At 66.9% G+C, this 16,022-nt stretch carries 14 protein-coding genes; 3 read left to right on the forward strand and 11 right to left on the reverse strand.

The genetic code is table 11. From position 1 onward, the window contains the following. Positions 1-2: 2 nt before the first annotated feature. Complete coding sequence (locus LOC59_RS12145) at positions 3-2,357, forward strand: glycoside hydrolase family 3 N-terminal domain-containing protein (protein WP_229972204.1); 2,355 nt, start codon at positions 3-5, stop codon at positions 2,355-2,357. Positions 2,358-2,368: 11 nt separating this feature from the next. Continuing rightward, on the forward strand, positions 2,369-3,361 hold the full coding sequence (locus LOC59_RS12150) for an acetylxylan esterase (RefSeq protein ID WP_227895387.1): 993 nt from the start codon (positions 2,369-2,371) through the stop codon (positions 3,359-3,361). On the opposite strand, the gene LOC59_RS12155 is transcribed toward LOC59_RS12150, so the two are convergent. From LOC59_RS12155 to xylA, 11 genes are all read right to left on the reverse strand, one after another. After that, on the reverse strand, positions 3,344-3,802 hold the full coding sequence (locus tag LOC59_RS12155) for a hypothetical protein (protein WP_229972206.1): 459 nt from the start codon (positions 3,800-3,802) through the stop codon (positions 3,344-3,346). The genes LOC59_RS12150 and LOC59_RS12155 overlap by 18 nt on opposite strands. Then, complete coding sequence (locus tag LOC59_RS12160) at positions 3,799-4,899, reverse strand: serine hydrolase domain-containing protein (protein WP_229972208.1); 1,101 nt, start codon at positions 4,897-4,899, stop codon at positions 3,799-3,801. The genes LOC59_RS12155 and LOC59_RS12160 overlap by 4 nt, the downstream gene beginning before the upstream one ends. Position 4,900: 1 nt before the next feature. Continuing rightward, on the reverse strand, positions 4,901-5,431 hold the full coding sequence (locus tag LOC59_RS12165; RefSeq protein WP_229972210.1) for an ArsR/SmtB family transcription factor: 531 nt from the start codon (positions 5,429-5,431) through the stop codon (positions 4,901-4,903). 108 nt (positions 5,432-5,539) lie between these two features. Next, positions 5,540-6,127, reverse strand: a complete 588-nt coding sequence (locus tag LOC59_RS12170; RefSeq protein WP_229972212.1) for a hypothetical protein — start codon at positions 6,125-6,127, stop codon at positions 5,540-5,542. Positions 6,128-6,154: 27 nt separating this feature from the next. Beyond that, the gene (locus LOC59_RS12175; protein WP_227895392.1) at positions 6,155-7,306 is read right to left on the reverse strand and encodes a zinc-dependent alcohol dehydrogenase; all 1,152 of its coding nucleotides are present in this window, start codon (positions 7,304-7,306) and stop codon (positions 6,155-6,157) included. A gap of 178 nt (positions 7,307-7,484) precedes the next feature. Beyond that, the gene (locus LOC59_RS12180; protein ID WP_227895393.1) at positions 7,485-8,882 is read right to left on the reverse strand and encodes an ABC transporter substrate-binding protein; all 1,398 of its coding nucleotides are present in this window, start codon (positions 8,880-8,882) and stop codon (positions 7,485-7,487) included. A 58-nt stretch (positions 8,883-8,940) separates the two neighbouring features. Then, positions 8,941-9,855: a carbohydrate ABC transporter permease gene (locus LOC59_RS12185; protein ID WP_229972214.1), complete on the reverse strand. Its 915-nt coding sequence runs from the start codon at positions 9,853-9,855 to the stop codon at positions 8,941-8,943. Further along, positions 9,852-10,793 carry a carbohydrate ABC transporter permease gene (locus tag LOC59_RS12190; RefSeq protein ID WP_227895395.1) on the reverse strand — a complete coding sequence of 314 codons (942 nt, stop codon included), beginning with the start codon at positions 10,791-10,793 and terminating at the stop codon, positions 9,852-9,854. The genes LOC59_RS12185 and LOC59_RS12190 overlap by 4 nt, the downstream gene beginning before the upstream one ends. A 227-nt stretch (positions 10,794-11,020) precedes the next feature. Continuing rightward, positions 11,021-11,950 (reverse strand): aldose-1-epimerase, encoded by a 930-nt coding sequence (locus LOC59_RS12195; RefSeq protein WP_229972216.1) that lies wholly within the window; start codon positions 11,948-11,950, stop codon positions 11,021-11,023. A gap of 25 nt (positions 11,951-11,975) precedes the next feature. Beyond that, entirely contained in the window at positions 11,976-13,415 is a 1,440-nt protein-coding gene (locus tag LOC59_RS12200; protein WP_229972220.1) for a xylulokinase, read from the reverse strand. Positions 13,416-13,448: 33 nt separating this feature from the next. Next, positions 13,449-14,636 carry a xylose isomerase gene (xylA, locus tag LOC59_RS12205; protein ID WP_227895398.1) on the reverse strand — a complete coding sequence of 396 codons (1,188 nt, stop codon included), beginning with the start codon at positions 14,634-14,636 and terminating at the stop codon, positions 13,449-13,451. 173 nt (positions 14,637-14,809) lie between these two features. On the opposite strand from xylA, the gene LOC59_RS12210 reads away from it, so the two are divergent. Further along, entirely contained in the window at positions 14,810-16,018 is a 1,209-nt protein-coding gene (locus LOC59_RS12210; protein WP_227916264.1) for an ROK family protein, read from the forward strand. The last annotated feature ends 4 nt before the right edge of the window (positions 16,019-16,022 follow it).

Below are 16,022 nucleotides of genomic sequence, written 5' to 3' on the forward strand. Positions count from 1 at the left end.
CCATGTCGAACACCACCACCAAGCGCGTCCCCTGGCGGGATGCCTCCCTCTCCCCCGCCGAACGCGCGGACGCCCTGCTGGCCCAAATGACCCTGGAGGAGAAGACTGCCCAGCTGTTCGGCGTGTGGGTAGGCGCTTCGGCCGACGGCGCCGAGGTGGCCCCGCACCAGCATGAGATGAATGAACCTCCGGACCTGGAGGCGCTGCTGCCGAACGGTCTGGGCCAGCTCACCCGGCCCTTCGGCACCAAACCGGTCGACGCCGGTGCCGGCGCCCTGTCGCTGATGCGCACCCAGGAGAGAATCGCCGCCTCCAACCGGTTCGGAATACCTGCCCTGGCGCACGAAGAATGCCTGGCCGGGTTCGCTGCCTGGGGTGCGACGGCGTATCCGGTGCCGCTGGCCTGGGGCGCCACCTTCAACCCGGCGCTCGTGAAACGCATGGCCCATGCCATCGGCACAGACCTGCGCCGGGTCGGAATCCACCAGGGCCTGGCTCCCGTGCTGGACGTTGTCCGCGACGCCCGCTGGGGCCGGGTGGAGGAGACCATGGGCGAAGATCCCTACCTAGTGGGCTCAATTGGGGCTGCCTACGTCCAGGGGTTGGAAGACGCCGGGATCGTAGCAACGCTCAAGCACTTCGCCGGCTACGCAGCGTCCCGCGCGGGACGGAACCTTGCTCCGGTCTCGATGGGACCGCGCGAGTTCGCCGACGTCGTCCTGCCGCCGTTCGAGATGGCGCTCCGCGAGTCCGGTGTGCGGTCCGTGATGCACGCGTACACCGACACTGACGGCGTGCCCTCGGCGGCTGACCGGCAGCTGCTCACCGGCCTGCTGCGGGACACCTGGGGCTTCAGCGGGACAGTTGTGGCGGACTACTTCGGAATCGGTTTCCTCGAGGAACTCCACGGCATTGCCGGAACCCGCGGCGAAGCGGCAGTGGAGGCCCTCTCCGCCGGCGTGGACGTTGAGCTGCCCACGGTCGACGCGTACGGAGACCACCTGCTGGCAGAACTGGGCGCCGGCCGCATCGACCCGAAGCTGGTGGACCGGGCCGCGCATCGGGTCCTGGTGCAGAAGATCGGCCTCGGCCTGCTCGATGAGGACTGGACTCCGGTTCCCGAGGTCCTGCCCGCCGATGCCTTGGACCTGCAGGCGGTCGAGGGAACCGTCAACCTTGACCCGGCGGAGAACCGGCAGCTGGCGGCAGAACTGGCAGAGCAGTCCATTGTGCTGCTCAGCAACAACGGGGTCCTGCCGCTGAGGTCGCCGTCCCGCATCGCCGTCGTTGGCCCCAATGCAGAGAATCCCCTGGCGTTCCTGGGCTGCTATTCGTTCCCGGCCCACGTCGGATCGCAGTTTCCGGACATCCCCGCAGGCATCGACCTGCCCACGGTGGCGGCCTCGCTCCGCACTGAGTTCCCGGACAGTGAGATCACCTGCGTTCAGGGCTGCGGAATCGATGATCCGTCGGTCTCGGGAATTGGCGACGCCGTTGCGGCCGCCCGGGAGGCCGACGTCGTCATCGCGGTGCTGGGCGACCGCGCCGGACTCTTTGGCCGCGGCACCAGCGGAGAAGGCTGCGACGTGGAGTCCCTGGTCCTGCCCGGCGTCCAGCAGCAGCTCCTGGACGCCGTGCTGGAATCCGGCACCCGCGTAGTAACGGTGCTGCTCACCGGCCGCCCCTACGCACTGGGGGCGGCAGCTGCCAAGGCCGCCGCCGTCGTGCAGGCATTCTTTCCCGGAGAGGAAGGGGGCCCGGCCGTGGCCCGGGTGCTCAGCGGTGCGGTCAATCCCTCAGGACGGCTGCCCATCAGCGTTCCGGCGACGCCCGGGAGCCAGCCGGCCAGCTACCTGGCAGCTCCCCTTGCCGGGCCTACCGATGTGTCCAGCATCGATCCGACTCCGGCCTTCGGGTTTGGCCACGGCTTGGGCTACACGGACTTCAGCTGGGACGGCCTCTCCGTTGGGCAAACGCAGATCGGGACCGACGGCGAAGCGGAGGCTGCCCTGACCGTCACCAACACCGGCGACCGCGGGGGCGTGGAGGTAGTCCAGTTGTACCTGCACGATCCCGTGGCCAGCGTGGTCCGGCCGGTGCAGCGGCTCATCGGTTACGCACGCGTACCGTTGCAGGCCGGGGAATCAGCCCGGGTGCGGTTCACCGTTCCGGCAGACCTGGCCTCGTTTACCGGAATTGGCCTGCAGCGGCTCGTCGAACCCGGGGACCTGGAACTGCGGTTTGGTGCCTCCAGCACGGATATCCGTCTGGTTGCCCGGATCAGGCTTTCCGGCCCGGTACGCTCGGTGGACCACACCCGGCGCCTGCACTGCAGGGTGGATGTCACGGCCCCGTAGGAGGAATTCACGTGTATACGGATCTGCCCGCTGACCAGCTGACCACATATCTGGGAAGCCAAAGCGACCCCGCGGAGTTCGACGATTTCTGGGCGCAGACCCTCGAAGAAGCGCAGGCCCATCCGCTGGACCTGATCCTGGAACCATTCGAGACTGTGCTGTCCACAGTGGACGTCTGGGACGTGACATTCAACGGCTATGGCGGTGAACCAATCCGCGCCTGGCTGCGGGTGCCGTCCGGAGCATCCGGTCCGCTGCCCGGCGTCGTGCAGTTTGTCGGCTACGGGGGCGGGCGCGGGGATGCGCACGAGAATCTGTTCTGGGCGTCCTGCGGTTTCGCGCACCTGGAGATGGACACCCGCGGGCAGGGGGCGGGCTGGAGCACGGGAGTCACCCCGGATGCCGCGGGCAGTGCCGGACCCCAGGGCCAAGGCGTGATGACCCGCGGCGTCACCGATCCCGGGACCTACTATTACCGGCGGCTGACCACGGACGCCGTCCGGGCTGTCCAGGCCCTGCGGTCATTGGACAGGGTAGATCCCGCCCGTTGCGCGGCTGTGGGCATGAGCCAGGGTGGCGGCCTGGCAGTAGCCGTCGCAGCGCTGGCACCGGAGCTGGCTGCCATCGTAGCGAAGGTGCCCTTCCTCTCCGACATCCCCCGGGCGCTGCAGGTCACGGATGCGTACCCGTTCCGGGAACTGGTTGATTATCTGGCGATCCACCGCACCCGGGTCCAGCAGGTGCACCAGACGCTGCAGTACTTTGATTCGGTCAACTTCGCCAAGCGGGCCAGGGTTCCGGCACTGTTCTCGGTGGGTTTGATGGATCAAGTAACGCCGCCGTCCACTGTCTATGCGGCGTACAACAACTACTCCGGAGCCAAGGAGCTTCAGGTATGGCCCTTCAACGGGCACGAAGCCGGCGGGATCGAGGACGATGTGGCTGCTGTGGCCTTCCTGCGCCGGGTTATGGTCAGCCCCGGCGGCTCAGCCGGCGGCGATTGACACAGCCACTGCCGCGGCCAGCAGCACGGCATAGCCACTGAGCGTCGCTGTCCCCGGCTCCCGGGGCTGCCTGCGGCTCCGTCCGCGCTTGGATTCTGCCGGGGCGTCCGCCGAGCCTGCCCTGGCCGCCGACCCTGCTGTGCCCGCCGCGTCTGCCTCGGCAGCAGTTCTCGGCAGGGATTCCCAGCGGATCACGGCACCGGCGGTGGCCGCAGCCAGGGCAGCCACGGAGAGGATCCACAACCAGATGGTGACCGGCGACCATTCCACAACCAGCCGCAGGGCCAGCGCCACGAACGCCGTCTCCAGCATGGCCGCGAGCAGCGAACGCCTGCTCCTGGCAGCTGCCATCCCGTCGGACTGCCAGGCGGAGGCAGCAACCCAGCCGCAGGCGAGCGCCAGCACGGCCGGCAGGACCCAGCCGATGATCACCTGCATCATGCCGGACCTCCGGCCAGCAGCTCAAACACCGCTTCTTCCTGCCCGGCGGAGACGTTGGAGAGCATGACCACCGCGCGGCCGGACTCCCGGTCCAGGGCGACCATGGACCAGAAACCGCCGGTCTGCCCGTTGTGCCAGGTGATCTCCCGGCCCCCTCGTTCCTCGGTCACCCAGCCCAGTCCGTACCGCCGGTCTCCGTCGCCCCACTGCGGTTCCAGCGCCGCGGCGCCGGGTGCAGTTCCATCCAGCTGGGCCTGCGCGTAACGCGCCAGGTCAGCGGCCGTGGACCGGATCCCGCCCGCCGGCGCGGATCCCGCCAAAGTCCAGGCTCCTTCCGGACGGCCGGCGGCGCTTCGCCCGGTGGGAGCGCCGTCCGGAAGGTTCTCCGCGGTGACCGGTGCATAGGTTTCCTTCAGCGCCAGCGGGGTGAGTACCCGGTCCGCCAGCAGCTCTTCCCAGCTGGTTCCGGCGGCCTTGGCCAGGAGCTGGCCAAGGAAGGCGTAGCCGAGGTTCGAGTAGGCCACGGCACCGCGGTTATTCAGGCCCGCGGATTGTGCCTGGGTAAGGATCTGGGCGGGTGTCGCGGTATACGGATCCCGGTTCAGCAGCTGCCCGACTAGCAGGGAGGGCAGGGCATCGATGCCGGCTGCCAGCCGCGGCAGGCCGGAACGGTGGCTGGCCAATTCGGCCAGGGTCACGGTGCCGATTTCGGCGTCCGGGTCCGTGAGGTCCTTCCCCAGGATGTCCGCCACCGTGGTCTCCAAGGTGACTTCGCCGCGCTCGACGGCGTCGGCGAGCAGGGAGGAGGTGAACGTCTTGCTGACGGACCCGATCTCATATTCGGTAAGTTCGTCGGCGCCGAAGCCTGCGTACCGGACGTTATCCCCGTCGATCCAGGCGACGCTGACCTGATTCGCCGGAGCGGTGAGCAGCGGACGCACCCTCTCGGCCAGGGCTGCATCACCGGTGACGTTGCCGGACAGCTTCGGCGGCCAGGGGGCGGCTGCCAGGCCGCAGAGCAGGACGACGGCGGCGGCAGCACCTCCCGCGATCAGCCGGGGCGTCAGCTTTCTGGTGCGGGTTTTGGTTTCGGGCATCTCAGTTGCCTCCTGCGGCAGCGGTAAGGATGGCCAGCAGCGGGATGACCCGGGCCGGGGGCACGCGGTAGCGGGAGCGGGCGTGGGCGGCGAGCCAGCCCTGGGCGCTGAGCTGGTTCACGTGGTGGTAAATCTGCCCCGCGGTGCCGGCGCCCAGTTCCTCCGCCAGCGCCGCGACGGTCTCGGTTCCGCCCAGGACGGCGCGGAGGATGGAGAGCCGCATGGGGTTGCCCAGCGCGGCGAGGGACTCAGCGAAGGGTGCCCAGTCGACGTCGAGCAGGTGTCCTGTTTCCAGGCCGTACTGGTATTCGTACCGTTCACCGGCCGGGGTGCCGGCGGTTCCGGCGAACAGGACGGCCCCGGGATCCGGGTAGCGGTTGCGGATGCCGTTGAGCACCCAGAAAACATCATCGGTCTCCGGGCGGTCCGGCGCCGGTGCCGGGTGTTCTGCCGCCGGCGCCGCCAGGAGCCGTTCCTCCAGGGCAGCAACCCGTTCCTCGAGTGCCTGCAGACGGTCGTGATGCGAACTCATGCGTCAAGAATTACGTAATCCCTAAAAGGTGTCAAGGATTACTGAATTCGAGCGTCCTAGTCCTTGAGCTCAACGAAGAACACATGGGTCTCCGTTTCGCAGAAACGGCTACCCCTCGTGGGCCCGGCGCCTGAGCCTGAGCACGGCACGCACTCCGGCGAAGGCCGCTCCCCCGGCAAGAACCCACGGCAGCCCCACCAGAACGGGATCGATCCACTGGTGGCTCACGTCCGCCCGGCGCCGTCCTGCCCGTGAGGAGACTCCGCCGCGCCGGAACTCACTGAGGACACCGGTTTCGGTAACCGGGTTATCCGGGCGCAGCGTTGCCAGCGCAGAGATCCGGGCTTCGAAGGCGTCCACCCGGTCCGCTGCCAGCAGGATCAGCCAGTGCGCTGCCCGGGCTTCGCTGTAGCGGCGGTAGGCGTAGCGGCGCATTACTCCGGAGACGCCCTTGAGCGGCACGGACGTGCCGAAGACCGGGGTGAGCATCCCGTGCTCCATCGACCGTTCCCGGGGGTACGTTTCCTCCTGCCGGTCCGGGAAGTCCCAGTGTGCGCCGGTGCGCCCGGGATCGAACTGCAGCTTGGGAACGGAGGGACGGTCGAGCGGATCCAGGTCCGCGCCCCACCCGGGGATGCGTGCCCGGAGTTCCTCGGCAGTGGGGACGGGTACGGGGTTGTTGGCGGTGTAGGCCATGAAGACTCTTCCTTCGATTCGCTATGGTCAGGCTGCGGAGCTGGGGACGATCACGGGCTTGATGCAGTTATCCAGCTTGGAGGAGAAGATGTGGTAGCCCTCGGCGATGTGTTCAAGCGGAATCCGGTGCGTGATGATGTCGCTGGGGACGAGGTACCCGTTGCGGATGTGCTCGAACAGTCGCGGCCACTGACGCTTCATTGGGCATTGGTTCATGTTCAGCGTCAGGCCCTTGTTGAGGGCGTCTCCAAACTTCACGGCATTGAAGATGGGACCGTAGGCGCCCATGACGGACACGGTGCCGCCCTTCCGGACCGAATCGATCGCCCAGTTCAGCGCCACGGCAGATCCGCCCTGGAGCTTGAGCTTGGTTCCGGTGACGTGCTGCAGGAAGTTCCCGTCCGCCTCGGCTCCTACGGCGTCGATCGCTACATCCGCACCCAGGAATCCGGTGTCCTTCTTCATCTGGACCACGATGTCGTCGTATTCCGTGAAGTTGTAGGTTTCGGCGTGCGCGAAGTCCCGCGCTTTTTCCAGCCGGTAGTCCAGATGGTCAATCACCATCACCCGCCCGGCGCCCATCAGCCAGGCGGACTTGGCGGCATAGAGTCCCACCGGTCCGGCGCCGAACACCACCACGGTGTCGCGTTCCTTGATGTCGCCCAGCTGGGCGCCGAAGTATCCGGTGGCCAGCGCATCGGTGCACATCAGCGCGTCCTCATCCGCCATCCAGTCCGGAATCAGGGAGGGTCCGACGTCGGCAAACGGCACGCGCACATACTCGGCCTGTCCGCCGTCGTATCCTCCCGTGGTGTGCGAGTAGCCGTAGAGCGCACCGACGGCGGTGGCGTTGGGATTCACGTTGTGGCAGTTGGAGTACAGCCCGCGGACACAGAACCAGCAGGAGCCACAGTAGATATTGGCCGGAACCATCACCCGGTCCCCCGGCCTGAGGTTCTGCACCGAGGAACCCACTTGGTCAACCACGCCGATGAACTCGTGCCCGAAGGTGGTGCCGACCCGGGTATCCGGCATCAGCCCGTGGTACAGGTGCAGGTCGGAGCCGCAGATCGCCGCCAGCGTCACGCGGATGATCGCGTCGTTGGGGTGCTCTATGCGCGGTATGTCCTTTTCTTCGACGCGTATCTTGTACGGGCCGCGGTACACCATTGCTTCCACTGGTCCTCCTCGTCGGTGATCAGATAGTAAGCAACCTTCACATACCCGTTTCCGGACGGTCAACCGAGGCTTCCGGGAGGGCAACCTGCCCCAACTGTCCCGGCGGACAGCAAAGCGCCGGTGCTTCTATGACGGGGACTCCCATCATGGCCGCACCGGCGCTCAAGGTGAAGACGGGTTACTGAACCGAGTTGTTGTAGTTATCCACTTCGGCCTGGAGTTCCTCAACCGACTCCGTGAGCTCGGCCTTGCTGTCTCCGCCGAGCAGCGCACCTTCGAGTGCGTCCTCAGCAGCCTTGCGGGCCTGCGGCATGGAACCGGCCGAGCAGCCCTGCGTGGCGGCAGTCAGTTCGGTGGATTCCAGCTGCTGCACGGCGACGTCGAACTGCGGGTACTGTTCGCGCCAGGCGATGTCCTCCGGCTCCTCGAGGGCAGCCTTGGAGATCGGGAAGTAGCCGGTGCCGACGTGCCAGGTAGCCTGGGTGGCCGGCTCGGCCAGGTACTGCATGAACTGCCAGGTGGCTTCCTTCTCAGCGTCCGAGTGCCCCTCGTCGGAGATCCAGAGCGAGGCACCGCCGATGATCGGACCGGAATCGTTCTTTTCGATCTTCGGGTAGAAGCCAACACCCAGTTCGAAGCCCTGCTCCTCGGCGGCCTTCTGCATGCCGCCCAGGGCACCGGTGGATTCGAGCGTGATGCCGATGGTGCCCGACTTGAAGGCGTTCTGCGCATCGGCTGTGGCACGGCCGGTGTTGCCCGCCACTCCGGTGCTCACCAGTTCCTTCCACCAGTCGACGAACTGCACTGCGGTGTCATTGTTGAAGCTGTACTCGGTGACGCGCTCACCGGTGCGGCCGTTGTCCGGGCTGCAGTACAGGGCGCCGTTCGCGGCGATTTCCTGCTCCAGGAGCCAGCCGTAGATCGCGGCGTTGAAGCCGAACTCGGCCGGGCCGCCGTTTTTCTTGGAGAGCTTGTTGGCTGCTTCGGCGACCTCGTCGAGGGTTTCCGGAGCCTTTTCGGGATCCAGGCCGGCAGCCTCAAACAGGGTCTTGTTGTAGTACATGACCGGCATGGAGGTGTTGAACGGCATGGACCACAGCTCGTCGTTGATCGAGTAGTAGCCGGCAATGTTGGGCTGCAGGTCGGAGACGTCGTACTCGTCGCGGTCGATGAAGGCCTGCGTGGGCATGACGGCCCCGGAGTCGATCATGAACTGGGTGCCGATGTCATAGATCTGCACCATGCTGGGCGTGCTGTTGGACTGGACTGCTGCCTTGTACTTGGTGATCGTGGAGTCGTAGTCGCCCTGGTAGACACCCTTGACTTCAATCTTGCCGTCATTGGCTGCATTGAAGTCACTGATCAGCTTGTTGAGGGTCTCGCCGTTCGTGCCGTCCATGGAGTGCCAGAAGTTGACGGTCGTAACGCCTTCGGCGTTCTCCAGCGCGTCCGCTCCGGGGGCGTCTGACCCACTGGTCGAGCCGCTGCCGCCGCCGCAGGCGGAGAGCGTCAGGGCAAGTGCGGCAGCGCCGGCAGCCATCATTGGCAGGCGGCGCGCTCTGCTTGTGCTTCGCATTGAATTCCCTTTCAGGGTTGAACCGGAAATGGCTCCCGGATGATGCAGGTGGTGGTGCCTACTTGATGGAACCCGCGGTGAGGCCGCGGACAATGAAGCGCTGGCCAAAGATCACCAGCAGCAACGTGGGAATGATGGCCAGGACGGTTCCCGCCAGGACGAGCCCGGCGTTGAAGTTGTCCGCCGAGCGCAGCTGCGTGATACCGATCTGGATCGTCTGCATCTGCGGGGTCTGGGTGACCAGCAGCGGCCAGAAGTACATGTTCCAGGCCGAGAGGAAGGACCAGATGCCCAGCGCCGCAAGGGTCGGCTTGGACAGCGGCACCAGCACTGAGAGCAGGAAACGCAGGTGTCCGGCGCCGTCGATCTTGGCCGCCTCCCACAGCTCCAGCGGGAAGGACATAAACGCCTGGCGCAGCAGGAAGATCCCGAATCCGTGGGCCAGGAACGGCAGTACCAGCGCGGGGATGGTATTGATCAGCCCTGCCGAGGACATGGTCAGGTAGTTCGGGATGATGATCGCTTCGGCGGGGACCATCATGCTGCACAGGAACAGGGCGAACCAGAAGGCCTTGCCCCGCACTTTCAGGAACACCAGGGCGTACGCCGCCATCAGCGACGTCACCAGCTGTCCCAGCGTGATGAGCCCTGCCATGACCACGGAGTTCAGGTACTGGCGGGCCAGCGGAATCGAGTCCAGCGCGCCGGCGAAGTTCTCAGCCCGGAAGCCGTTGAACGGCCACAGGGAAGCCGGATAGGCGTTGATGTCAGCCGGGCCCATGAAAGAACCGATGAAGCCGAAGTAGACCGGGAAGAGGACGACGACGGCACCCAGGGTGAGGGCGGCATAGGTCAGGACACGTCCCAGTGTCAGGGGACGCCGCTGCGGCTTCCGGAGGGCCGCGGACGAGCCGCTGCGGCCCTGCTGAGCTTTGCGGCCCCGCGGGGCGGCGGCAGTTGCGGTGCGGCTCATCGGTAGAACACCTTTCGTTCCAGGACGCCGAATTGGATGGCGGACACCGCTACCACGATGATCAGCAGGACAACGGCCTGGGCGGAGGCATAACCGAAGTTCGAGTTGTTGTTGGCGAAGGCCTGCTCGTAGATGGAGTAGACGAGCGTGGTGGTGCTGTCCTGCGGTCCGCCCTTGGTCAGGATGTGGATCTGGCCGAAGCTCTGGAGCGCGTGGATGGTTCCGGTGACCAGCAGGAAGAACAGCTGCGGAGTCAGCAGCGGCATGATGATCGAGCGCTGCATCCGCCAGCCGTGCGCACCGTCCAGCCGTGCAGCCTCAACGACATCTTCGGACACGGCACCGAGTCCGGCGGAGAGCACCAGCAGGTTGTAGCCAAGCTGCATCCAGACGGTGGCCACCGACACTGAGATCAGTGCCCAGGCCGGGTCGGTCAGCCAGCCCACCCGGTCCAGGCCGAAAAACGCCAGCATGCCGTTCAGCACGCCCGTGGCCTGGTTGAACATCACACCGAAGATCACCGACGCCGTTGCCACGGAATAGGCGAACGGCAGGGCAAAGGCCGTGCGGAAGAACCGGATGCCCCGGATCTTCTGGTGCAGCAGCAGAGCCAGCGCCAGCGCCACGGCAATGGAGGGAATAACGGTCAGGACGGTAAACCCGAGCGTCACGCCCATGACGGTCCAGAAACCTGAATCCGTGAACAGCCGGGTGTATTGGTCGAAGCCGACAAAGCCCGACGGACGTCCGAAAAGGTCGCTGCCCTGGAAGGACAGGAAGACCGAACGCCCCAGGGGATAGAAAAGGAAGAGGGCGAAAACCAGCAAAGCGGGCACCAGGTACCAGAGGGCACGGGTGCTTCCACGGTCCGTGATCCGCTGGGGGGGCTGCGCAGACGCGTCCGCTGCGGGCGCTTTTGCCGGTTTGGTAAGGCTCATGCTCCGGTGCCGCGGAGGACTCCCGCGGCGATCGGTTGTGGACAGCGGACGGTCCCATCCAGCTGCAGCACACTCCTGCAGAAAACTCTCATTGTTTTCTTCCGTCCATAATCATCCGGCTCAACAGACTCTCCGGGCACTGGCGTTACAGGAGTCACAGTAGCTAAAGATTTTTACCGGAGGCAACAAAGTCGGAATCGGCCGGACACTGCAGGCCGGCCCGCAGGTCAGCCCGCCGGGACAACAGCCGAAATACGGCAGGCCATACGGTGCTCCCCTCCAGGGGCCAGCGTGATGAGGTTTTCCCCGGAATTGAAGGCATCCGGCGGGCAGGTCATGGGTTCTACGGCCACGCCGCGGCGCGCCATCTTTTCTCCGGAGTAGACCTGGAGCCACGGGGACTGGCTGCCGTCAGCGGTGAGGAGGGCACCAAATCCGGTGGCCGGATCGGTCAGGCTGACCTGCCATTCACCGCCGGGCAGGCCGGTGAAGGCATGGTCCACGGACCGGCCGGCCATCGCTTCGGGTGCATGGAACGCCAACGGAGTGCCGCTGGTGTCCCGGAGCTCACCCAGCGGGAGCGGCCGGCCCGGAGAATCGGGGCCGCCGAGGACCCGGCGTGCCGGGACGTCCAGGACGCAGCGGTCCACGGAGGCGCCGTCTGCGGTGAGGTACGGGTGGACCGAGGCCCCGTAGGGTGCGGCGGCTGTTCCCGGATTCCGCGCGGAAAGTTCCAGCAGCAGCCCGCCTTCGGCGTCCAGCGTGTAGGTGGCACGGAGGTCCAGCGGAAAGGGATATCCGGGCTGTCCCATGAGCCGGTACTTCAGGACGGCACGGCTGGGGGTGCATTCTGCGACGGTCCATTCCTGCCAGGCCACCAGGCCGTGCAGGGCAGAGCCGGTCTCCGGCTCGTTGACCGGAAGCTGGTGCACGGCGCCGCCGAAGACGTAACGTCCGCCGGTGATCCGGTTGGGCCACGGCAGAAGCACCTTGCCGGAGTAGGCCGGCGGAATCTCGTGCGGGGCCAGGGGAAGCACAAGGTGCCGGTTCCGCCAGGTGAGGCTGCCCAGCGCGGCGCCAACGGGATAAACCGCAGCCTTGTAGTGCCCGGACGCAAGCTCAAGCGGACGGCCGTTGGGCCCCCTGGATTCCGCCATCTGCCCGCTCCCCCGGATCCCTGCGTTACCCGGCGGCCGGAACGCTGGGAGAAGCGGCACCGTACTGGCCGAGCGCCGCTGCCAGGTAGCGCTCCAGCACCCGGGGCGCGGGAGCCTCGGCAACCGTCAGGGAGTCCTGGGTCTTCCATTCCGGCCACCGGCCTGCCAGCACAGCGGCCGCCTGCCGGGACGCACCGTCGGCTACGTACTCCCCGGGCTCGGGCACGTCCACCGGCATTCCCAGCACAGAGGAAAGTGCCTGCTGCATAGCCGCAGAGCGCGCCGCGCCGCCCACCAGGATGATCCGGCGGGCCTCGATGCCCAGCTCAGTAAACGCACCGAAAGCGTCTGCCAGCGAACAGGCCACCCCTTCGAAGGCGGCCCGTGCCAGATTCGCCGGCGTGTAGTTGGCCAGCGTCATTCCGTGCAGACTGGCCTTCGCCTCGGGAAGGTTCGGTGTGCGTTCACCTTCGAAGTAGGGCACGAGCGTGAGGCCCCCGGAGCCCGGCTCGGCGGAGAGCGCCAGGTCGGTGAGTTCGGGAAGCCCGACGCCGAGGAGCGCCGCGGTCGCATCGAGCACCCGGGACGCGTTGAGGGTTGCAGCCAGCGGCAGGAAGTTGCCCGTAGCGTCGGCGAATCCTGCCACGAGGCCGGTCTGGTCCGCTGTGGGCTGGTCCACGACGGCGAACACGGTGCCTGAGGTGCCGACGGAAACCACGATGTCGCCGACCCCGGCCCCGACGCCCAGGGCCGCGCCTGCGTTGTCTCCGGCTCCCGGGCCGAGAATGGCTCCGGATGGCGTCTGCAGCCCTGGTTCCAGGGGGCCGAGCACTTTGGGGAGGACGGGAACGTGGCCGAGGGCCGTTTCCAGGATCTCCGGCAGGTACTGGCCCGTTGCCGGTGACCAGTATCCGGTGCCTGAAGCATCGGAGCGGTCGGTCCGCAGGGCGGCCAGTCCTTCGGCTCCGCTGCCCGGACCGTAGCCGGCCAGGCGCCAGGTGAGCCAGTCGTGCGGCAGGCACACCGCCGCCGTCCGGCCGGCGTTGTCCGGTTCATTCCCGGCCAGCCAGCGAAGCTTCGTTGCGGTGAAGGAGGCCACCGGGACGCTGCCCGTGGTGTCGGCCCAATACCGGGCCCCGTCAGGCCCGGCCTCGGCAACCAGGTCTGCTGCGGCACCGGCAGACCTGGTGTCGTTCCAGAGCAGGGCCGGGCGCACCACGGCACCGTCAGCGTCCAGGCAGACCATGCCGTGCTGCTGGCCGGAGACCGCGATCGCCGCGACGTCGTCGAGCCCTCCCGCCGCGTCCGCGGCTTCAAGAAGCGCGCTCCACCACGTTTCGGGATCCACCTCTGTCCCCGGTGCATGGCGGGCGGTGCCCTGCCGGTGCAGGGCACCGGTCTCGGCGTCGCGGATCACGACCTTGCAGGACTGCGTGGAGCTGTCCACTCCTGCCACTAGCGGCATGGGCGTACCTTTCTGGACGGATCGGCGGGAGGGTCAGCGGGCTCCGAGGAGGTGTTCCAGGGCCAGCTGGTTCAGCCGGATGAAGCCGAAGTTCCGCTGTGCGGCAGCACCGGCGTCGAAGTCCTCAAAGGATGCCGAATCCGCAATCAGGTCCGCGGCCGTTTCCCCGGCGGCGAGCGTCGGCTCGCCCAGTTCGAACACGCCCGAGGCTTCCAGGGCCTCGCGGACCTCCGGGTCGGCGCGGAACGCCTGCGCCCGTTCCTTGAGCAGCAGGTACATGGACATGTTCGCCGCAGCGGAGGCCCAGACGCCGTCGTACCCGTCGGTGCGGGAGGGCTTGTAGTCGAAGTGGCGCGGGCCCTCGTACTTCGGTCCGCCGCCCGGGAAGCCGTTTTCCAGCAGGTCCACGGTGAAGAAGGCGCTGGTCAGGTCGCCGTGGCCGAAGACGAGGTCCTGGTCGTACTTGATCGACTTCTGCCCGTTGAGGTCGATGTGGAAGAGTTTCCCGGCCCAGAGCGCCTGGGCAATGCCGTGGGTGTAGTTCAGTCCGGCCATCTGCTCGTGGCCGGTTTCCGGGTTCAGGCCAACGATGTCGCCGTTCTCCAGTTCGGCGATGAACGCCAGGGCATGGCCGACGGTGGGAAGCAGGATGTCGCCGCGGGGTTCGTTCGGTTTCGGTTCCAGCGCGATCTTCAGGCCATAGCCCTGTTCCTTGATGTAGCCGGCTGCGGTGTCCACCCCTTCCCGCATCCGGTCCAGTGCGGCGGAGAGGTCCTTGGAGCCGTCGTATTCGGCGCCTTCGCGCCCGCCCCACATCACGAAGGTCTCCGCCCCCAGCTGCGCAGCGAGGTCGATGTTGCGCAGTACCTTCCGGAGCGCGAAGCGGCGCACGGAACGGTCATTGGAGCTGAAGCCGCCGTCCTTGAACACCGGATGGCTGAACAGGTTGGTGGTGATCATGGGGATCTTGAGGCCGGCGTCCTGGATGGCACTGGTGAAGCGCTTCAGGATCAGTTCCCGGTCCTGGTTGGAGGAACCGAACGGGATCAGGTCATCGTCATGGAAGGTCACCCCGTAGGCACCCAGCTCGGCCAGTTTGTGGACGGCTTCCACCGGGTCAAGGTCGGGCCGGGTGGGTACGCCGAACGGATCATTCCCGGTCCAGCCGACAGTCCAGAGCCCAAAGGTGAAGTGGTCGGCAGGTGATGGCGTCGTTGGCATGGTGCACTCCCGGCTTGAGGTTTTTGGAGATTAGTTGTGGCCTACAACATATGAGTCGGAACGGACGCTGTCAACGGCTTTCCGTTGTTCTTTCCGGGCGAATTGATCCCGTTTTTTTGCTGTTACGTGCAACAATCGAACGTCCCCTGCCCGTTACGAGAAAGATCCAACGCATGCCGACAAAACCGGGAAAACCGCGCAGCGAGGGCATCCGGGCGCAGAATCTTGCCCGCGTGCTGACTCTCCTGCACCGCAGCGGACCGCTTTCCCGGGCTGAGCTGACCCGTCTCACCGGCTTCAACCGGTCCACTGTGGGAGCCCTGACCACCGAGCTGGGACGCCTTGGCCTGGCGTATGAAACCGAGCCGGCGGCGGCCGCCCGGGCAGGGCGTCCCAGTCCCCGCGTGCACGCCAACGAACGCATCGCGGTGCTGGCAGTCCATCCCGACGTCGACGCCGTCACCGTGGGCCTGGTGGGCCTGGGCGGCAAGGTGCACCGCAGGATCCGCCACGAAACCGAGAGGTGTCCGAGCGTGGCCGAGGCCGTGGATATCACCCGGACCGTGGTGGGCGGCATGGCGTCCAGCCTGGCGCTGATGGACCGCGTCATCGGCATCGGCGCTGCGGTTCCGGGCCTGGTGGACAGCTCGGACGGCTCTGTCCGGCTGGCTCCGCACCTGAAGTGGGAGGACGAGCCGCTGACCACGGCGCTTCAGGATGCCCTGGGGCTTCCCGCCTATGCCGGCAATGACGCCACACTGGGAACCCTTGCCGAAAGCGTCTTCGGTGCCGCAGTCGGCAAAGCCAACGTGGTCTACCTGAACGGAAGCGCCAGCGGTATCGGCGGCGGCGCGGTAGTGGGCGGCGTTCCGCTGGGTGGAGCAGCAGGCTTCGCCGGCGAACTGGGTCATACCCTGGTGCGCACCGACGGCCTGCCCTGCCATTGCGGGCGGAGCGGATGCCTGGAAACCGAGGTCAATCTCGGCGGCCTGCTTGAGGCCCTGGGGTTAGGGCACGCGGATTTGGACGAGCTGGAGGCTGCCATGGCGGCCGCAAAGGATTCCGCGGGCTTCCGTGCCGAGGCCGAAAGGCAGTTGGACCTGCTCGGCGAGGCAGTCGTGAACTTCGTCAATGTCTTCAACCCCCGGACCGTCCTGCTCGGCGGCTTCCTGGGCGTGCTGTGGGCGTTCGACCCTGAGCGCCTGCACCGCGCCGTTGCAGCCGGTGCCATTGGCGGACTGGGCGGATCGGTGGAGATCCGCCGTGCTGCCCTGGGCGCCGACCTGCTGCTGGTGGGGGCGGCCGAACTGGCCTTCAGCCCGCTGCTCTCCGATCCCGCGGCACTGTCCAGTGCCATTCCCTCCCCGGAGCAGCACGGCTGACTTC

Source organism: Arthrobacter sp. zg-Y916, from assembly GCF_020907385.1.
Lineage (GTDB): Bacteria > Actinomycetota > Actinomycetes > Actinomycetales > Micrococcaceae > Arthrobacter_B > Arthrobacter_B caoxuetaonis.